This window comes from Brachybacterium sp. B718/18, assembly GCF_055454375.1.
This window is the reverse complement of record NZ_JBVDDO010000002.1, coordinates 218192-236875: the sequence shown is the minus strand read 5'-3', so window position 1 is coordinate 236875 and position 18684 is coordinate 218192. Positions and strand designations below refer to the sequence as shown.

The 18684-nt window shown below is 73.0% G+C and carries 15 protein-coding genes; 11 read left to right on the top strand and 4 right to left on the bottom strand.

Features of this window, described 5'->3' with window-relative positions; translation table 11 throughout:
* Positions 1-17 precede the first annotated feature (17 nt).
* The gene (locus ACZCAH_RS04940; RefSeq protein ID WP_464340010.1) at positions 18-1820 is read left to right on the top strand and encodes a glycoside hydrolase family 2 protein; all 1803 of its coding nucleotides are present in this window, start codon (positions 18-20) and stop codon (positions 1818-1820) included.
* Positions 1821-1842: 22 nt separating this feature from the next.
* Here ACZCAH_RS04940 and ACZCAH_RS04935 read toward each other — a convergent pair whose 3' ends face one another.
* The gene (locus ACZCAH_RS04935) at positions 1843-2289 is read right to left on the bottom strand and encodes a hypothetical protein (protein WP_464340009.1); all 447 of its coding nucleotides are present in this window, start codon (positions 2287-2289) and stop codon (positions 1843-1845) included.
* Between the two features lie 356 nt (positions 2290-2645).
* On the opposite strand from ACZCAH_RS04935, the gene ACZCAH_RS04930 reads away from it, so the two are divergent.
* On the top strand, positions 2646-3134 hold the full coding sequence (locus ACZCAH_RS04930; RefSeq protein WP_464340008.1) for a GNAT family N-acetyltransferase: 489 nt from the start codon (positions 2646-2648) through the stop codon (positions 3132-3134).
* Between the two features lie 165 nt (positions 3135-3299).
* Here ACZCAH_RS04930 and ACZCAH_RS04925 read toward each other — a convergent pair whose 3' ends face one another.
* Positions 3300-4562: an MFS transporter gene (locus ACZCAH_RS04925; RefSeq protein ID WP_464340007.1), complete on the bottom strand. Its 1263-nt coding sequence runs from the start codon at positions 4560-4562 to the stop codon at positions 3300-3302.
* 387 nt (positions 4563-4949) lie between these two features.
* Between ACZCAH_RS04925 and ACZCAH_RS04920 the strand changes: the two genes are divergently transcribed.
* The 3 genes from ACZCAH_RS04920 to ACZCAH_RS04910 all read left to right on the top strand — a co-directional run bounded on the left by ACZCAH_RS04920 (position 4950) and on the right by ACZCAH_RS04910 (position 7446).
* On the top strand, positions 4950-5189 hold the full coding sequence (locus ACZCAH_RS04920; RefSeq protein ID WP_464340006.1) for a hypothetical protein: 240 nt from the start codon (positions 4950-4952) through the stop codon (positions 5187-5189).
* Positions 5186-6799 carry a CotH kinase family protein gene (locus ACZCAH_RS04915; RefSeq protein ID WP_464340005.1) on the top strand — a complete coding sequence of 538 codons (1614 nt, stop codon included), beginning with the start codon at positions 5186-5188 and terminating at the stop codon, positions 6797-6799. Before ACZCAH_RS04920 ends, ACZCAH_RS04915 begins: the two co-directional genes overlap by 4 nt.
* Before the next feature lie 71 nt (positions 6800-6870).
* The gene (locus tag ACZCAH_RS04910; RefSeq protein ID WP_464340004.1) at positions 6871-7446 is read left to right on the top strand and encodes a YdeI/OmpD-associated family protein; all 576 of its coding nucleotides are present in this window, start codon (positions 6871-6873) and stop codon (positions 7444-7446) included.
* An 18-nt stretch (positions 7447-7464) separates the two neighbouring features.
* On the opposite strand, the gene ACZCAH_RS04905 is transcribed toward ACZCAH_RS04910, so the two are convergent.
* The gene (locus ACZCAH_RS04905) at positions 7465-9234 is read right to left on the bottom strand and encodes a DEAD/DEAH box helicase (RefSeq protein WP_464340003.1); all 1770 of its coding nucleotides are present in this window, start codon (positions 9232-9234) and stop codon (positions 7465-7467) included.
* 28 nt (positions 9235-9262) lie between these two features.
* A complete protein-coding gene (locus tag ACZCAH_RS04900; protein ID WP_464340002.1) occupies positions 9263-10213 on the bottom strand; it encodes a helix-turn-helix domain-containing protein in 951 nt (316 codons plus the stop codon).
* Positions 10214-10303: 90 nt separating this feature from the next.
* Here ACZCAH_RS04900 and melA point away from each other — a divergent pair, with 90 nt between their 5' ends.
* The 6 genes from melA to ACZCAH_RS04870 all read left to right on the top strand — a co-directional run bounded on the left by melA (position 10304) and on the right by ACZCAH_RS04870 (position 18668).
* Positions 10304-11692: an alpha-galactosidase gene (gene melA, locus ACZCAH_RS04895; protein WP_464340001.1), complete on the top strand. Its 1389-nt coding sequence runs from the start codon at positions 10304-10306 to the stop codon at positions 11690-11692.
* 289 nt (positions 11693-11981) lie between these two features.
* A complete protein-coding gene (locus ACZCAH_RS04890) occupies positions 11982-12302 on the top strand; it encodes a hypothetical protein (RefSeq protein ID WP_464340000.1) in 321 nt (106 codons plus the stop codon).
* Between the two features lie 526 nt (positions 12303-12828).
* The gene (locus ACZCAH_RS04885; protein WP_464339999.1) at positions 12829-14103 is read left to right on the top strand and encodes an MFS transporter; all 1275 of its coding nucleotides are present in this window, start codon (positions 12829-12831) and stop codon (positions 14101-14103) included.
* A gap of 109 nt (positions 14104-14212) precedes the next feature.
* On the top strand, positions 14213-15457 hold the full coding sequence (locus ACZCAH_RS04880; RefSeq protein WP_464339998.1) for an ROK family transcriptional regulator: 1245 nt from the start codon (positions 14213-14215) through the stop codon (positions 15455-15457).
* On the top strand, positions 15454-17043 hold the full coding sequence (locus ACZCAH_RS04875; RefSeq protein ID WP_464339997.1) for a sulfatase-like hydrolase/transferase: 1590 nt from the start codon (positions 15454-15456) through the stop codon (positions 17041-17043). Before ACZCAH_RS04880 ends, ACZCAH_RS04875 begins: the two co-directional genes overlap by 4 nt.
* Positions 17040-18668, top strand: coding sequence for an alpha-L-arabinofuranosidase C-terminal domain-containing protein (locus ACZCAH_RS04870; RefSeq protein ID WP_464339996.1), 1629 nt, complete (start codon positions 17040-17042; stop codon positions 18666-18668). The genes ACZCAH_RS04875 and ACZCAH_RS04870 overlap by 4 nt, the downstream gene beginning before the upstream one ends.
* Positions 18669-18684: the final 16 nt, after the last annotated feature.

Here is an 18684-nt window from a genome sequence, read left to right as displayed (position 1 = left end):
CGAAGGAGCACCGACCGATGACCCAGACCGCCCAGCCCGAGCCCTCCGAGCCCGACGCCGCCCTCCACCCCCGCCCCACGCTGCGGCGCGCGGACTGGACCGATCTCGACGGGACCTGGGGCTTCGCCCAGGACGACGCGGACCGCGGGCTCGACGAGCACTGGTTCGCGCCAGGGCAGGAGGGGCGCTTCGACCGCGAGATCCTCGTGCCCTTTGTGCCCGAGAGCGAGGCCTCCGGAATCCACGAGACGGGCTTCCATCCCGTGCTCTGGTACCGGCGCACGCTGCGCGCCGCCGCGCGGGCAGGGGAGCGGACGCTGCTGCACCTCGGGGCGGTCGACCACACGGCCGACGTCTGGGTGAACGGTCTCCACGTGGGGCGGCACGTGGGCGGTCAGACCGCGTTCACGCTCGACATCACCCATGCGCTCGGCGAGGCGCAGGAGCACGTGGTCGTGGTCCGGGCCCTCGATGACCCGCATGATCCGGAGCAGCCCCGCGGCAAGCAGGACTGGCGCGAGGAGCCGCACGCCATCTGGTATCACCGCTCGAGCGGCATCTGGCGCACCGTGTGGCTCGAGCAGGTGCCCGAGCAGCACGTCACCGCCGTGCACAGCGACTTCGACATGGCGCGGGCGCGCGTGGAGCTGAGCGTGCGCCTCGCCCGACGGCCGCGAGCCGGAACCGAGCTGCGGGTGACCCTCCGCGCCGGCGACGTTCTGCTGGGCAGCGTGCAAACCTGCGCCCTCGAGCCCCGGGTCGAGGTGAGCGTGGACGTGCCCGCGGTGCGGAACACGCAGGACCGCGACCGGCTGCTGTGGAGCCCCGAGCATCCGGTGCTCGTCGACGTGGATCTCGAGGTGCTCGAGGACGGCGAGGTCGGTGACCGGGCGGCGAGCTACCTGGGACTGCGCACCACCGGCATTGACCGTGGCCACTTCCTGCTTAACGGCGAGCCGTACTACGTGCGCTCCGTGCTCGAGCAGGGGTACTGGCCCTCCTCGCACCTGACCGCCCCGACGCCCGAGGCGCTGCGGGCCGAGGTCGAGCTGATCAAGGAGCTCGGTTTCAACGCCGCCCGCATCCACCAGAAGGTCGAGGACCCTCGCTTCCTGCACTGGGCCGACCGCCTCGGCGTGCTGATCTGGGGCGAGACCGCGAACGCCTACGCCTACAGCCCCGCCGCGGCCGCCGCGATCACGCACGAGTGGACCGAGATCGTCGAGCAGTGCCGGCCGCATCCGAGCGTCGTCACCTGGGTGCCGGTCAACGAGTCCTGGGGCGTGCGCGACCTCGCCGACTCCCTCCCGCAGCGGCAGCTCACCATCGCCCTCACCGCGCTCACCAAGGCGCTGGACCCGAGCCGGCCGGTCGTCTCCAACGACGGTTACGAGCTGACCGGCGGCGACGTGATCGCCTTGCACGACTATACCACCGACGACGAGGCGCTCGCCCGCACCTGGGCCGACGAGGCGTCCGTGGCGGCGCTCATCGCGGGGCGCGGCCCGCAGCGCCGACGGCCGATCGACGACGGCGCGGTCGACATCCACGAGGGCGCGCCGATCATGGTCACCGAGTTCGGCGGGATCGCCTACGCGGCCGACGGCACCTGGGGGTACGCCACCGTCTCGGATCCGGAGGCGTTCGCGGAGAAGGTCGGCGGGCTGTTCGCCGCCCTGCATGCGAGCGAGGTGCTCGCCGGGTTCTGCTACACCCAGCTCACCGACACCTTGCAGGAGGCCAACGGCCTCGCCACCGCCGACCGAGTGCCGAAGCTCCCGGCCGACGTGATCCGGGGGATCGTCACCGGGCGGGGATGACGGGGCGGCGGGTGGGCCCGGCTCAGCGGGTCTCGAAGGTGTACTCGGCAGAGAACCCCTCGAAGGTCCCGTCGGTCCGGGTGTAGAGCACCACGCGGGTGTCGTCGTCGGCGTCGCGCGGCTCGATCAGCGGCAGGGTCAGATCGGAGATCTCCACCGGCTCGTCGGCGCTGAGCGGGAACTCCTCGACGCCGTCGGCGTGCTCGATCTCCAGGGTGCCGCTCCCGGAGGTCACGGTGAAGGTGCCGGAGATGGTCACCTCGCCGTGCCGCCTCTTACCCTCGAGCTCGGTGCTCCACTGCCCCTCGGACTTCTCGTAGGTGGCGGTGCAGGTCACCGTGTTGTCGCTCCCGCTGCAGCGCTGCTGCACCTTCTCGGTGCATCCGCTGAGCAGGAGCATCCCGATGAGCAGCAGCGCTGCCGCTCCCCGTCGAGCGCGGACCCCTCGGATGCTCTTCTCCCCATGCATGGCGTCGAGGGTAGCGGAGGGCTGGACGGGCTGGGCGGCTTCGCCCGGCCTGGCCCCCGCCCCGTCCGCCCCCTGCTCCAGCCCACCCGCTCCGGTCTACTACCACCCGCCCCGCCACGGCCAGCCACCAGCCCCCGCCAGCTTGCCCCGGCCAGCTCTGCTGAGACTCCGCGCCCAGCATGATCTGACGGGCTGTGGAGCCGTGAGGTCACGCCAGGCGCAGTTTTTCCGCAGCGAGCCCGCCGCACCAGACCGCTGCCGACCCTTCCGCCCTGCCGCCGCACCTCGCCCCTCCCACCCTCCCACCCCCGGGAAAGTCAGGTGCCCGTCCCCACCCGCCCTCGTACAGTGCCGACATGGCAGCACCGACAGCAGGGCAGGGACCGACCGTCACCCGAGCGACCGAGGCGGAGTTCGCGCTGCTCGAGCAGCTCCTGCAGCTCTACCTCCACGACTTCTCGGAGCATGCGGGCTACGACGTCGACGAGCGGGGCCGCTACTCCTACGCCTGGCTCCATGCGTATCGGGAGGAGCCCGAGCGTCACGCCTACGTGATCCGCGTCGACGGCCGTCCGGCTGGCTTCGCGCTGGTGCGCGCCGAGGACCCGGTGCAGATGGCGGAGTTCTTCGTGCTTCGGAAGTACCGCCGCACCGGGGTCGGTGCCCGCGCCGCCCGCGATATCATCGCCCTCCACCCGGGGCGATGGTCGATCAGCCAGCTCGCGACGAACTCCTCGGCGACCGCGTTCTGGCGCCGGGTGATCCCCGCCGGCTACGAGGAGACCGTTCACGCCGACGGCACCGTCGAGCAGCTCTTCGTCGCGGAGGATCTTCCGGCGAGCTGAGCAGCGCCGGGGCGTCCCCCCAGACCTGCACTCCCCACCCGGCCCTGCTGAAACTCCGCGCCCTGTGCGACCTGGGGGCCTGAGGAGCGCTGAGGTCACGCCTGGCGCGGAGTTCCAGCAGCCGGCGTCTCGACCCCGCCCGCTCAGCCGCCGACCGGCACCGGCTCAGCCGCCGACCGGCACCGTCTCGGCCCCCGCCCGGGCCTCCGCGCCGTCACCAGCCGCCGTCTGCCGACGGTGCAGCGCGAACGACCAGCCGGCCACGACCAGGCCGAGCAGGGCGAGCCCCACGCCGACCCAGGACGGAGCGAGCAGTCCCCAGCCGGCGGCGAGCACGGCCGCGCCGAGCGCCGCCCCGAGGGAGTTGCCGAGGTTGAGCGCGGAATGGTGCAGGGCCGCGGCGAGGGAGGGGGCGTCGGGCGAGGCGTCGAGCAGGAACATCTGCAGCGACGGGCCCATCAGCTGCGAGGTCACGGCGATCGCGAACAGCAGCACGAGGCCTGCCGCCGCGCTCTGGGCGACGAGGGCGAACACCGCGAGGCTGAGGGTCATGCCGATCAGGCCCGCGAAGATCGTGCCGTAGATGCTGAGATCGGCAAGGCGACCGGCGAGGATGTTGCCGATCGTCATGCCGATGCCGAACACGAACAGCGCCCACGGCACGCCGCGCTCGCCGAGGCCCAGCACACCGGGGATGATCTCGCCGATGTAGCTGTACACGGCGAACATGCCGCCGAAGCCGATCGAGCCGATGCCGAGGCCGAACCACACCTGGGCGCGGCGCAGGGCCCGCAGCTCGCCGCGGATCGATCCGGTGGTGCCGCTGCCCTCCGGCTCGGGCACGAGGCGCCAGATCGCGATGGTGCTCGCCGCCGCGATCACCACGACGATCACGTACGCCCAGCGCCAGCCGACCGACTGGCCGAGCGCGGTCGATGCCGGGACGCCCAGCATCGTCGCGATGGTCAGGCCCAGCATCACGAGCGACACGGAGCGGGCGCGGCGCCCGGGTGGGGAGAGCCGCGAGGCGACCAGGGAGGCGACGCCGAAGTAGGCGCCGTGGGGGAGGCCCGCGATGACCCGGGCGATCGCGAGCACCCCGAAGCTCGGCGCCACCGCCGAGAGCAGGTTTCCGAGCCCGATCAGGGCGATGAGCAGCACCAGCAGACGGGCTCGCGGCAGGCGCACCGCCGCGATCGTCACGAGCGGCGCCCCGACCACCACGCCCAGCGCATAGAGGGTGATCAGCATGCCGGCCTGCGGGATGCTCGCCCCGAGGTCGTCGGCGATCTGCGGCAGCAGGCCCATCGAGGCGAACTCGGTGGTGCCGATCGCGAAGGCGCCGAGCGCCATCGCCACGATCACCAGGCGCAGGCGCCCCGGGGTGAGCGGCGCCGACGGGGACGAGGCGGACGGGGACTGCGGCACGGGGACCTCCAGCGCGGGCGGGACGGGAACGCTGCCGACGCTGGAAGCGGTGGGGAGGGCTCGATGGTATCGGGGATGGGCCGTCGGGCTCTCCGCCCCGCCCGTCGGCGCCCTCCCGCCTCACGGGATCGACCCGATCGTCTCCTCGACCTCGGTGATCAGCCCGTCCTCGTCGACGTGGACTATGCACCAGAGATGCGCCTCGGTGAAGTCCGGATGGTCCGAGACGAGGTGGAGCCGGGCCAGGACCCATCGACCCGCGCGTCGAGCCGGACGTCGGCCGCTCGCCGGCGGGATGATGCTCGTGCCCGGCCTGTTCCTGCTCGGCCTCGGGATCGCGGAGCTGGATCTCCCGCGCCGCGTCGAGGAGTCGGTGCGGCCAACTACGTGGGCGCGACCGTGATCGACGCGCTGATCGCCCTGCCGCTGTACGCCCCCGCGCACCCGCTGCTCGGCCGCGAGAGCGTGCTGATCGGCGAGAGGGAGATGCTCCTGATCCGGGGCGGCTGCGTGCTGCTCTTGATCCCGTCGGACCTCCGCCCGCCGCAGCATGCGCCGACATGCACAGCCGATGCACAGCGCCGCCCAGGGGGAGGCATACCCGCCGTCCCTACCGTCGAGGGATGACCGCACCGCAGAAGCCCGCCCCGTCCGCCCCGACCTCCCGTGCCCCGCTGCCCGACCTGCTCCGTCGGCCCTCCCGGCGCGAGCTGCTCGCCCTCGGCGGGCTCGGGGCGGTGCTGACCGTCGCGGCCTGCACGGAATCCGGGGCCGCGGACGGGGCGGGGCTCGACGGCACCGTCGTCAGCGGTGCGGTCGAGGGCGACTTCTGGGACACCGCGAGCGTGCACACCCTGTCGGTCTCCGTCGACCAGGATGCCTACGACGCGATGATCCTGACCTACCAGGAGTCCGAGGAGAAGGAGTGGATCGAGGCCGACGTCGAGATCGACGGCAACGTCTTCGAGCGCGCCGGCCTCAAGCTCAAGGGCAACTCGAGCCTGCGCGGCCTCGCGAGCGGCGGCACGGCCGCGGGCGGGGGAGCGTCCGACGGCGGGGCCGCGTCCGACGGCGGGGGTGACGCCGCCGGGGGAGCGTCGGACGGCGCTGACGCCGACGCCGCACCTGCCGCCTCGGACGGCGGCGGCGAGATGCCGACCGGCGGCGGCAGGATGGGCGGCATGGACGATGAGGGCGACGGGAGCCTGTCGGCCGACGAGCCGGAGGGTCTGCCCTGGGTGATCCGACTGGACAAGTACGAGGACGGCCAGAGCTACGCCGGCCGCACCTACTTCGCCGTGCGCGGCAACAACACCCCCTCCTCCCTCAACGAGGCGATGGCGCTCGAGGTGCTCGCCGCCGCGGGCGTCCCCGCCGAGCAGTACAGCTATACCCGCTTCAGCGTGAACGACTCCGAGGAGCGGCTGCGCCTCGTGCTGGACCTGCCCGACGACGACCTGTGGAACGAGGACCGGTACGGCGGGGTCGGCGCGACCCTCAAGGCGCAGGCCGGCGGCGACTACTCCTACCGCGGCGAGACGGAGGCGGACTACGTCGACGTGTTCGACGCGGAATGGGTGGGGGACGACCTCACCACGGAGCAGAGCTTCGCCGCGCTCGGCGAGTTCCTGCAGTTCCTCGAGGAGTCCGAGGACGACGAGTTCGCCTCCACGCTCATGGACCGCTTCGACGTGGACGGCTTCGCCGCCTATCTGGCCGCCCAGGAGATGGTCGCCAACACCGACGACATCGACGGCCCCGGCAACAACTCCTACCTCCATTACGACTCCGACGCGGCGACCTGGAACGTCGTGGCCTGGGACCACAACCTCGCCTTCGGCGGGATGGGTGGCGGGGGCGGCATGGGCGGTGGACCCGGCGGCTTCCCCGAGGACGGCGAACTGCCCGAGGACTTCGAGCCCCCGGCCGGGGGTGAGCTGCCCGAGGGTGAGCTGCCCGAAGGCGCCGGCGGCCGCGGCGGCGCGGCGGGTGGCGGGGGCATGGGCGGCGGGATGGGCGGGAACATCCTGTCCGAGCGCTTCCTCGCCGACTCGACCTTCGCCGCGCTCTACGACACTGCGCTCGCCGACCTCACCGAGGCCATCTACACCTCCGGCGACGCGGCCGCCCGGCTCCAGGAGCTGGTCGACCTGCTCACCGCCGACGCCTCCGACCTCGTCACCGCCGAGGACCTCCAGGCCGACGCCGAGACCATCACCGCCGTGCTCGAGGGGTGAGCGGGGCGGGCGGTAGGGCGGCGGGCGCGGGGGAGGAGGGTCGGCGGGACGCTCTCTGCCACACTCCTCCCATGGCCCCCACCGAGCTCCCGCCGCCACTCGTGATCCCCGACCTGGCGTCCTGGCACGACTGGCTGCGCTCCCACGCGGACACCTCCGACGGAGTGTGGCTGCTGCTGGCGAAGAAGGGGAAGGACGCTCCGACCAGCCTCACCTACCAGGAGGCGCTCGAGGAGGCACTGTGCTGCGGCTGGATCGACGGGCAGCGCCGCACCCATGACGAGCACGCCTTCCGGCAGCGCTTCACTCCGCGCCGGCCGCGGTCGATATGGTCCCGGCGCAACGTGGAGATCATCGCCCGCCTCGAGGCCGAGGGACGGATGCGCGAGCGCGGCCGCGCCGAGGTCGAGCTCGCCCGGGCCGATGGCCGCTGGGAGAACGCCTACGCCGGACCCGCGACCGCCGAGCCTCCGCCCGCGCTGCTCGAGGCGCTCGCTGCCGACCCCGCTGCCGCCGCGGCCTTCGAGGGGCTCACGCGTTCTGCGCGGTTCAGCGTGCTGCACCCGATCCTGTCGGTCACCAGCGACGAGCTGCGCGCGAAGCGGATCGCGTCGGCCGTGGCGAAGCTCGCGGCGACGGGGGAGTGAGGCGACCCCACCCACACCTCACCCCTCGGTCATCGCCCCTGTCGGCAGCCAGTCCGCGCGGAGCAGCTGGGCGACGTCGGTGAGTCCCTCGGTGTCGCCGCCCACGGTGTCGGAGGCCGCGGCGATCCGCTCCACCATCACCCTGCTGACCTGCTCCTCGACCGTGTCCTGGGCGTAGGCGATGTACCACGGGGAGACCTGGTGGTCGCGGTGGGTGCGGCCGGTGACCTGTCGGCCGGCGATGCCGGAGAAGCGCGCCTGGTGGAAGATCCCGACGCGCGGCGCGGTGCTCGCCTGCCCGCCGCCCTCGAGGGTCTCCCCGGCGTGCAGGCTGATCGAGGCGACGGTGGTGAAGACGCATACCGGCGCCTTCCCCGTCTGGAAGCGGAGCCGCTCGGCCTCGACGTCGAAGCGGTCCTGGCCGTAGATCGTGGCGACCTCGATCCCGGTAGCCCGCAGCCGGTCGGTGATCGGGTTGGCGGCGGTGCCGACGAACTCGACGGAACAGGCCACCTGCCGATCCGCCTCGACCTGCTGCGCGATCCACTGCACCGTCGAGTCGACGCGCAGCAGCCCCGCCTTCTGCCGGAAGCGCAGCAGGGCCGCGCGGCCCTTCGCGGTGTTCCGGCCGCGCCTCGCGAGGTCCATCTCGCGACAGAACTCGCCCCAGTCCGCCTCGTAGGCGTCCCGCTCCGCCGGGGTCAGCGCGACCGGCAGGCCCGAGATCGGCACCGGCCCCCAGGGCGCCGCGCGGTGCAGCATCGCGGGCGGCTCCGAGTCCGCGAGCCAGCCGCGCACTCGCGTGAGATCCTCCGCCCGACGGGTCGCATCGCTCGTCCAGGACGGCCCGTAGCGGCCCTTCTCGAGCGCAATCCCGTGCCGTTCGAGGGCGGCCGCGAAGTCTCCCGCGGGATCCTTCGCCGAGGTCCAGGTGGTCATCGGTTCGTCCTGCACCTGCGCGTAGGCGGGCGCGAGATAGGGCAGCTCGAGCGGGGTGTGCCCGGGCGTCGCGGTGGTCGCGATGACGAACGGCGCGTCGTCGTGGCGCTTCCCGTGCCCGGAGATCTTCGCCCAGAGCTTCCACCGCTTCGTAGAGGTGCGCCGCAGGGCGTGGGCCTCGTCGGCGATGATCACGTCCCAGTCGTGGCCCGCGACCTTCTCCAGCCGGTCCCAGGTGATCACCACCCAGTCCAGGCCGCCGTCGCCGAGGGCGGTGATGGTGCGGCACCAGTGGCCGATGGTGATGGCGGCAGGCCGGTCGGCGACGACCAGCACCCGCTCGGCCCCGCGCAGGTCGCCGACGGCGCTCGCCCCCAGCACCGCGGAGATGGTCTTACCGACGCCGGGCTCGTCGGCCAGCAGGAACAGGCGCCCGCCCGCGGCGGCACGTGCGGCGATCGCGTCGGCCGCCTCGTACTGGAGCTGGCGCGGTTCGAGATCCTCCGCCGGGGCGGCGACCGGTGCGGGCGCGCCGGGATTGAGCTCGTTCTCGAGGAACCGTCCCAGCGTGTGGGGCCCGGGGGAGTAGGGCGCGAGGTGCGCGGGCAGGGTGCGGCCGACGTGCAGGTGCATCCGCACCGCCGGATGCCACGACGCCCCCTCGACCTGCGTCCCGTACGGCACGTCCAGCACGAACAGCCGCTCGCCGGGGCCGACGAAGGGCAGCTCCCTGTGTGCGGAGCTCGAGCCGCGACGTCGCGAGTGGCTGCGGCGTCGACGGGTGCTGGAGCGGCGGGAGGTGGGTACCCGGCGACGATAGCCGGGGTCGACGACGATCGGTGCGAGCACGCGCGGTCGAGGAGCCGGCCGCCCGCAGTCACCGCCCCTGCCGCCGGTACTCCCGCGGCGTCATCCCGCAGGCCGCGGTGACGTGCTCGTAGAAGCTGGAGAGGGAGCCGAAGCCGGCGGCGGCCGCGATCTCCGCCGTGGTCATCGACGTGGTCAGCAGCAGGCGCTGCGCCTCCGCGACCCGGCACATCGTCAGGTACTCGCCGAGCGTCACGCCGACGGTGCGGCGGAACACCGTCATCGCGTGCGACGGCGTGAGATGCGCGGCGGCGGCGATGTCGGCGACGGTCAAGGGCTCGCGATGGTGCTCCCGCACGTGCTGCGCCATCGCGGAGACGTGGCGCAGCCGGGCCGTCGGCGCGGAACCGACGGGGGAGCCGCTGCGAGGGCTGATCGGAGAGCCGGCGTCGGGGTCGACGGGGGCGCCGCCGACGGTCGGGTCCGCCGGGGTGCCTGGCCGAATGCCCGCGCGGAGGATTCGTCGCACGGCCGCGTGGATCTCGAGCTCGGCGAGGTCCAGCGGGGCCGGGGCGAGCTCGGCGACCGTCGGCCCCTCGGCCCCCGGCACCTCGTGCACCCACTGCTGCGCGAGCAATGCCGTGCGCGCCGCGAGCTCCGGCGCGCGCGCCACGAGCGGCCGCCCGCTCAGCAGCGGCGCGGTCTCTGCCTCCGGCAACCCCCAGGCGAGCACCGTCGCGAAGGGCACGTGCATCCACAGCGTGTCGCCGGGCCGCGAGTCGACCAGGCCATGGGGCTGCGCCGCCCAGAACACGGCGATCTCCCCTGCGCGCACCGTGAGCGGCCGGCCCGCGAGGAGGTACTGCAGCTGCCCATCGAGGACCACGTTGATCTCGACGTCGTCGTGCCGGTGCATCGAGAGCATGCGCGGCGGGGAGCCGCGGCGGATCCACAGCCCCGCCCGCTCCTCGTCGACCCGGGCATCGAGCCCGAACCCCGGGACCACCGTCGCGCTCGTCATCCTCGCACCGTACCGGGGGCCGCAGGATCCTGGAAGATCCGGGGAGGAATCCGGGAGACCTCCGGTGCGGTGCGGCCCTAGCGTGATGCCATGACGACGACGCATCTGACGAACCCCAAGATCACCCTCATCGGCGCGGGCGGATTCGTGTTCCCGTTCCGGCTGATCGGCGACATCCTCTCCTTTCCCGCGCTGCGCGAGGCGACGCTGACCCTGATGGACGTGAACCCGGACAAGCTCGGTCCGGTCGCCGCCGCGACCCGCGAGCTCGTCGCCCACCACGGCTTCGGCGCCACGGTCGAGGAGACCACCGACCGCCGCGCCGCGCTCGACGGAGCGGACATCGTGATCATCACCTTCCAGGTGGGCGGCGTGGAGTCCTACCGCCACGACGTCGAGATCCCGCGGAAGTACGGCATCGACCAGACCGTCGGCGACACCGTCGGCCCCGGCGGCGTGTTCCGCTTCCTGCGCTCGGTGACCGCGTACGACGAGATCGCGGCCGACGCCCTCGAGGTGTGCCCCGACGCGACCTTCATCAACTACGCGAACCCGATGGCGATGGCGACGGCGTACCTGAACGCGAAGGGCCTGCGCACCGTGGGCCTGTGCCACAGCGTGCAGGGCACCACCCGCATGCTCGCCCGCACCCTCGAGATCCCCTACCACGAGGTCTCCTACCGGTGCGCCGGCATCAACCACCAGGCCTGGATCCTCGAGTTCATGCGCGGCCAGGAGGACCTCTACCCGCGGCTGCGCGAGGTCATGTCCGCCAAGCACCGGCGCGGGCGCGGGGCCGACGATCTCGCCGGCGACGACGGCGACCACTCCGAGGCCGCGGAGGAGGCGAGCACCTACGAGGGCGGCAACGAGCAGGTCCGCACCGCGATCATGAACGCCTTCGGCTACTTCCAGACCGAGTCCAGCCACCACGCCTCCGAGTACCTGCCCTACTTCCGCAAGACCCCCGAGCTGGTGGAGGAGTACATCCCCGAGCGCTGGGACTACTACGAGATCTGCGCCGCCCACGACGACCAGGGCGACATCAATGCACAGCTCGAAAAGCTGAAGACCGAGCTCGCGCCGAGCGTCGAGTACGGGGCGAGCATCGTGAACTCGATCGTCACCGGTACGCCGAGCGTCGTGCACGGCAACGTCCCCAACGCCGGGGCGCTCATCCGGAACCTCCCGGCCGACGCCTGCGTGGAGGTGCCCTGCCTCGTCGACGCCCGCGGCGTGCAGCCCACCGCGATCGGCGACCTGCCCCCGCAGCTCGCGGCCGTGAACCGCACCAACGTCAACGTGCAGACCCTCGCTGTGCGGGCGGCGCTCGAGGGGGACCTCGAGAACGTCTTCCACGCCGTGGCGCTCGACCCTCTGACTGCAGCGATGCTCACCCTCGAGGACGCGCGCGTTATGACCGAGGAGCTCCTCGCCGCCCACACCGACCGCCTCCCGGAGCGGTTGCAGGCGGGGTGAGCGGGCGGGGCGGGGTTCCTTCCCTTCCCGCCACCCCGCAGAACCTCTGCACTCTGGGGCGAATTCGGGCCGGATTCCCCCGAGGCTGCAGCGCTTCTGGGGGGCGGACCGGGCATAGTCCCGTGCTCGTGGCCGCGCCCGCGCGGAGCGTGGCTGCGAAACGGGGCAGATCGGACAGCGTGGTGGCGCGGGGGATGACCCGGTACCGTGCATGGAGTCGGGCGCAGCTGCCCGGCGGCCGTGCGGGTCCGGCTCGCGCGCGCATCTCGACCTCTGGGGGATCGTCACCGTGGAACTGATCACCGTCGCCGGCCATCCCGAGCCGGTCAAGGCCTCGCCCGTCGCCGCCCGCCTGCTGCACGAACGTCTCGACTCCGTGCGGGACAGCCGCGGGGACCAGGCCGCGGCGGCGCTCGAGCGAATGGTGGGGGAGCGGATCGGCACGCTCCTCGCGGCAGGGACGCCGAGCATCGACGTGGCGACGATGCGGTCGATCGTCGACTACATCGAGCTGCCCTCCGAGGACGAGCCCGCGCCGACGGGCCTCGGCAAGACGATCCAGGGCATCAAGGACAAGCTCGCCCAGCGCGGCGGACCGGTCGGCGGCTGATCCGAGAACGCCCCAGACCCCCGCACACCACAGCCGACCCCGGGCACGCCCGCGCTCCACGGTCGCCGCCGTCCTCCTCGCGGGCGAAGACCAGGAGGAAGCCGCGACGGCTCTCGGGCACGTAGTGACCCGCGCAGACCAGCGATCCAGGCGTCGAGCTGGGCGACCTCCTCGGCGGTCCCGCCGCAGGGCAGCCCGGCGCGCCGGAGGCTCTCCCGCTCGAGCATGCGGTGGATGTGGGTGTCGCGATGCTCCGCGCGCACGTCCCAGGGGATGAGGAAGAGATCCATGGTGACCTGCCTTCTCGGGGGCGGATAGTGAGGGGCGGCGAGGGATCGGCGGCCGGGGTGACCGCCGCGCCCCGTGCTGTGTACGATCGTCCCTAGACGTCGGTCGGGTCGTGCCGACGCGCCGCCCGTCCGACGTGCCGCTCAGCCCGTCGCGGCGCCCGCCCACCGCGCCCATCCACCGTGCCCGCCGCTCCGTCCCCGCCGCACACCCCCTCTCGAAAGACGCCTCCACCCCCGTGTACGCCCTCCTCCTCGCGATCATCTACGTCGCCTTCATCAGCCTCGGCCTGCCCGACTCCCTCGTCGGCGCGGGCTGGCCTGTCATGCACCAGGACCTCGGCGTCCCTGTCGCGTTCGCCGGGATCCTCACGATGATCATCGCGAGCGGCACGATCGTCTCGAGCCTCGCCTCGGAGCGCGTCACGCGACGCTTCGGCGCCGGGACGGTCACCGCGGTCAGCGTCGGGATGACCGCTCTCGCCCTGCTCGGCTTCTCGTTCTCGCCCGCGTTCTGGATGCTGTGCCTGTGGGCGATCCCGTACGGCCTGGGGGCGGGGGCGGTCGACGCGGCGCTGAACAACTACGTCGCGCTGCACTACGCGGCGCGCCACATGAACTGGCTGCACAGCTTCTGGGGCGTCGGCGCCTCGATCAGCCCGTTCCTCATGGGGTACGCGATCTCGGCGGGTCATGGCTGGTCCGCCGCCTACCTGTGGATCGGCGCGATCCAGGTCGTGTTGATGGTCGCGCTGCTGGTCAGCATCCCGCTGTGGGGGAGGGTCGACCGCGAGCGCGTCAGGCCGACGGGCCCCACCGGCGACGGGCCCGCCGCCGCGCCCACCGCCTCGGGGCCCGACGCCGCCGCCGACGCGCCCGCGGCAGCCGGTGCGGACGCTCCCGACGGCGCGACCCCCGTCGGCCCCGTGCCGTTGCTGACCGCGCTGCGGATCCCCGGCGTGGTGCTGATCCTCGTGACCTTCTTCGCCTACTGCGCGCTCGAGTCGACGGGCCTGCTGTGGGCGGCGACGTACCTGGTCACGGAGCGGGGCGCACCGCCGGCCGCCGCCGCAATGCTCGGGGCGCTGTTCATCCTCGGCATCACCGCCGGGCGCTTCCTCGCCGGCTTCTTCGCCGATCGGATCGGGGACCGCGCGCTGATCCGCGGCGGCTTCGCGATGATCGGCGTCGGCGCGCTGCTGCTCGCCCTGCCGCTGCCCACCGACGTGGTCGGCCTCGTCGGTCTGCTGCTCGCGGGCGTCGGCTGCGCCCCGATCTACCCCGCGATCATCCATTCGACCCCGGCGAGCTTCGGCGCCCGCAACTCGCAGGCGATCATCGGCATCCAGATGGCCGCCGCCTACACCGGCTCCACGATTGCGCCGCCGCTGTTCGGCGCGCTCTCCGCCGTCACCGGGCTGTGGGTCCTGCCGCTGTTCCTGATCGTCCTGGTGGCGCTGGGCATCGTGATGTCGGAGCGACTGAACCGGCTGGTGGCCGCCCGCGCCGCCTGATCCGGCGGTCGTCGGCTGCTCCGCGCGCCCCGCACCGCGCGGAGGAGCCACGAGGAATCTTTCTGCCGGAGGGTTGTCGGAATAATGTCGCGACCCTAGCGTGGCCGCCATGAGCGGAGACATCGGCGTGCTCGCCCTGACGCGCCGCACCCACGAGCGGCGGGTGCTGGCCGCTCTCCGCTCCCGCGGTCCCTCGAGCCGGGCCCAGCTCGCCGAGGCCGCCCGGCTCTCCCGCACCACCCTCTCCGAGATCGTCGCCGACCTGCTCGCCCGCGGGGCCGTGGTGGTCGCCGACACCGACGCCGGCTGGCGCCGGGGGAGCGGACGGCCCGCCGCGCTGCTGGCCCTCGACCCCGGATCGGCGCAGTACCTGGGCCTGGACCTGGGGCATCGGAGGGTCGCGGTCGCGATCGCCGGCGCCGGCCACGAGGTGGTCGCCCGGGGCGAGGCCGCCTATGCCGAGCACAGCACCTGGCGCGAGCGGGCGGAGATCGCCGTGGACCTCGCCCGCTCCCTCGCTGCGGCGCATGACCTGCACTTCGGGGCGATCCAGGGGGTGGCCGCCGGGGTCACCGGGCGGAGCCGCGCCGAGGCCGAGCCCGTGGTCGCAGGCGTGCTGGGCAACGCCTTCGGACTCGACGTCACGGTGGACAACAACGTGCGCTTCGCGGGGCTCGCCGAGGCGGCCGAGCAGGGCCGCGGCATCGCCCATGCGCTCTACCTGCAGCTCAGCGACGGCGTGGGCGGGGCGGTGATCGCCGGGGGCCGCCTCCACCAGGGCACCGAGCGGTTCGCGGGCGAGCTGGGACACGTGGTCGTCGAGCCCGGCGGGATCCGGTGCCGCTGCGGCAAGCGCGGCTGTCTGGAGACGGTCGCGCGGGCGGGCGCGCTCGCAGGCGCGCCCGCGGGCACGGCCGACGGGGCACCTGTCGAGACGGCCGACGGGGCACCCGCCCAGCACACGGCCGACGGGCAGCTCGACGACCCGCGTCTCGAGCGCGCAGCGCTCGCCGTCGGCCGCGTGCTGGCCGCCGCCGCGATGGTCCTGAACCCCGCGCTGATCGTGATCGGCGGCCGCGCCCTGGACGAGCATCCGGAGCTGCTGGGGCGGATCCGCTCCGTGGTCGAGGAGAACGCCGGCGGCTCGGCCGGCACCCGGCCCGACGTGCGCGCCGCGGTGTGCGGGCCGCTCGCCGGGGCGCACGGCGCCCTGCTCGGCGCGATCCACGAGACCCCGCTGCTCGCGGGCTACGACGACACCGTCTTCCCCGCCGCGCGGGACGACGCCATGGACGACGCCTCTGGCGACGCCGCCCCCGACACCGCCCCCACCACCCGGAAGGCCCTCGGATGACCCGGACCGACATCCTCCTGCTCATGACCGACCAGCACCGGGTCGACACCTTCGGCGCCTACGGCAACCGGTGCGGACTCACCCCGGTCGCCGACCGCGTCGCCGCGACCGGCACCCGCTTCGACCGCTGGTACACGCCCACCGCGATCTGCACCCCGGCGCGGGCGAGCCTGCTCACCGGGCAGGCGCCCTTCCGGCACCGGGTGCTTGCCAATCACGAGCGGAACGTCGGCTACCGCGAGGACCTCCCCGCCGATGCCTTCACCTTCCCCGCCGCGCTCCAGCAGGCCGGCTACCGCACGGGGCTCGTCGGCAAGTGGCATGCGGGGCACGAGCGGACCGCGGCGAGCTTCGGCTTCGACGGGCCGGAGCTGCCGAGCGACGCCTGGCACAACCCCGTCGACGCCCCCGACTACCTGGCATACCTCGCCGAGCACGACCTCCCGCCCTATGCGATCAGCAACCGGATCCGCGGCACCCTGCCCAACGGCGGGCCCGGGAACCTGCTCGCCGCCCGGCTGCACCAGCCGGTCGAGGCGACCTTCGAGCACTACCTCGCGACCCGCACGATCGAGTTGCTCGAGCGCTACGCCGCCGCGCGCACCGCCGACGACGCCCCCTTCTTCCTGCAGCTGAACCTCTTCGGCCCGCACCTGCCGTACATCCTCCCCGACGAGTACTTCGACCTGATCGACCCGGGGCTCGTGGAGCTGCCCGCCTCGATCACGGAGACCTTCGCGGGCAAGCCGCCGGTGCAGGCGAACTACTCCGGGCACTGGGCCTTCGACACCATGCCGCTCGAGACCTCCCGCAAGCTCCTCGCCGTGTACTGGGGCTATGTGGCGATGATCGACGCAGAGATGGGTCGCGTGCTCGACGCGCTGGACCGCCTCGGGCTCACGGACACCACCGCCGTCGCGATCACCTCGGACCACGGCGAGTTCACGGGCGCGCACCGCCTGCACGACAAGGGCCCGGCGATGTACGAGGACATCTACCGCACCGCCGGGATCCTGCGCGTGCCCGGGCAGGAGCCGGGCATCGTCCGCCGGGAGTTCGTGAGCCTGCTCGACCTCACCGCCACGATCCTCGACCTCGCCGGACTCGACACCGCCCCGGCCGTCGACTCCCGCAGCCTGCTCCCGCTGACCACCCGCCATGAGGTGCCGTGGCCGGAGGACGTGGTCTGCGAGTACCACGGCCACCACTTCCCCTACCCGCAGCGGATGCTGCGCACCGACCGCTACAAGCTGGTCATCAACCCCGAGTCGGTCAGCGAGCTGTACGACCTCGAGGCCGATCCCGACGAGCTCGCCAACCGCTTCGCCGATCCGCAGCTGGCGGAGGTGCGCGACCGGCTCACCGCCCGGCTGTACGAGCTGCTGGTGGAGCGCGGCGACAACTTCTTCCACTGGATGACCTCGATGTTCGCCGTCGGCGAGGTCTCCTACGACCCGATGATGAGCGGCCTCGACGATTCCACGTACAGCCGGGGCGACGCCGTGTCCGCTGATTCCGTCGCGTCCGTCGAATTCGCTGCGTCCGTCGACCGTGCCCGATCCGCGACCCCGGGAGCCCCGGCATGAGAACCCAGGCCACCATCACCCTCGACACCTCGGTCCGCGCCGAGGTGGACCGGACCGTGTACGGCCACTTCCTCGAGTCCGCCTTCTTCTCGAACATCGAGGGCGGCGTGTTCGACGAGGGGTCGCCCCTCGCGGTCAGCGGGCAGGGCGCCCTGGACGGCTGCCGGGCCGACGTGATCGAGGCCTGCCGCGAGCTGGGCCTGCCGGTGGTGCGCTGGCCGGGCGGGAACTTCACCTCCGCCTACTGGTGGCGGGACGGGACCGGCCCGCGCGATCAGCGGCCGCGCCGGCTCGAGCTCGCCTGGGGCTGGGAGGAGTCCAACCGCTTCGGCACCCCCGAGTTCCTGGCCTGGATCGAGGCGGTCCGCACCGAGCAGGCGCCGACGTCGGCGTATCTCGCGCACTCCGCCCGCAGCATCGAGGACGCGGTGCGCTGGCTCGAGTACACCAACCACGGCGGCGACACCGAGATGACGGCGCTGCGCGCGGCCGACGGGCACGCGGCGCCCTACGACGTGCAGTGGTGGGGGATCGGCAACGAGATCTACGGGCCGTGGCAGATGGGGCATCGCAGCGTCGAGCGGTACGTCGAGGACGCCCGCGAGCACGTGCGCTTCCTGCGCGCCGTCGACCCGCGGATCCGCTTCGTGGCCTGCGGCTGGGAGCGCGAGGCGTACACCGAGACGCTGATCGCGGGCCTCGGCGACCGGGTCGACGCAGTCTCCCTGCACCTGTACGGCCTGGACCATCACCTCACCGAGGCCACGGTCTCGGAGTTCGAGGACGTGGTCGCGCAGGCGGTCTACTTCGAGCAGAAGATCGCCGACTACGCCGACGAGATCCGGTTCGCCGCCGAGCGCGCGCACCTGGATCGCGCGCCGTCCATCGCGATGGACGAATGGAACAACCGGCACATGCAGTCCGTCGAGCTGGGCGAGCCGGTGCCGGCGGCCGACGGGGGCTTCGAGCCCGCGGGCGCCGGCGCGCGCGAGGACCGCAAGGAGGTGAACCGGCACAGCACCCGCACCCTCGCTGACGCCCTGATGTACTCCGGTGTCTTCCACGCGATCCATCGCGCCGCCGGCCATCCCGTGCCCGTGACCATGGCGAACGCCGTGAACCTGATCAACGCCAACGGCATCCTGCAGGTCCGCCCCGAGGGGGTGCTCCGCACCCCGGTGTTCCACATCTGGCACCTCTACCAGAACCTGTTCCAGCCCCTCGCGGTGCGGGCCCAGGTCACGGCGCCCGCCACCTGGCGGCAGGTGCGTCAGGGCTCCGAGCACCAGGATCCGCGCGGGTACTCGCGATCCGCGCGGCCGACGGCGGTCTCGCTGCTGGACGTCTCCGCCTCCGTCTCGCCCGACGGCCGCACCCTCACGGTCGCCGCGATCAACCGCTCCCCGCACGAGGCGATCACCGCCCGGCTCGCCGACGCCGACGGCGCGCTGCCCGGCACGGCGCACTGTCACGAGCTCGGCGCCGACGCGGAGGACCTCTTCGAGCATCCGACGCTCTCGGACCCGGACCGCTGCGCCCTCCGCGACCGCGGCGAGATCACCCTCGATGACGGCACCCACACCTTCCCGGCGCACAGCGTCACGCTGCTGACGTTCCGCCGGTGACCGGCCCGGACCCCAT

Excerpts from the sequence above, each read along its gene's own strand:
- ACZCAH_RS04940 (WP_464340010.1), top strand. The coding sequence starts at position 18 with ATGACCCAGACCGCCCAGCCCGAGCCCTCCGAGCCCGACGCCGCCCTC.
- ACZCAH_RS04935 (WP_464340009.1), bottom strand. The coding sequence starts at position 2,289 with ATGCATGGGGAGAAGAGCATCCGAGGGGTCCGCGCTCGACGGGGAGCG.
- ACZCAH_RS04930 (WP_464340008.1), top strand. The coding sequence starts at position 2,646 with ATGGCAGCACCGACAGCAGGGCAGGGACCGACCGTCACCCGAGCGACC.
- ACZCAH_RS04915 (WP_464340005.1), top strand. The coding sequence starts at position 5,186 with ATGACCGCACCGCAGAAGCCCGCCCCGTCCGCCCCGACCTCCCGTGCC.
- ACZCAH_RS04910 (WP_464340004.1), top strand. The coding sequence starts at position 6,871 with ATGGCCCCCACCGAGCTCCCGCCGCCACTCGTGATCCCCGACCTGGCG.
- ACZCAH_RS04900 (WP_464340002.1), bottom strand. The coding sequence starts at position 10,213 with ATGACGAGCGCGACGGTGGTCCCGGGGTTCGGGCTCGATGCCCGGGTC.
- melA (WP_464340001.1), top strand. The coding sequence starts at position 10,304 with ATGACGACGACGCATCTGACGAACCCCAAGATCACCCTCATCGGCGCG.
- ACZCAH_RS04880 (WP_464339998.1), top strand. The coding sequence starts at position 14,213 with ATGAGCGGAGACATCGGCGTGCTCGCCCTGACGCGCCGCACCCACGAG.
- ACZCAH_RS04875 (WP_464339997.1), top strand. The coding sequence starts at position 15,454 with ATGACCCGGACCGACATCCTCCTGCTCATGACCGACCAGCACCGGGTC.
- ACZCAH_RS04870 (WP_464339996.1), top strand. The coding sequence starts at position 17,040 with ATGAGAACCCAGGCCACCATCACCCTCGACACCTCGGTCCGCGCCGAG.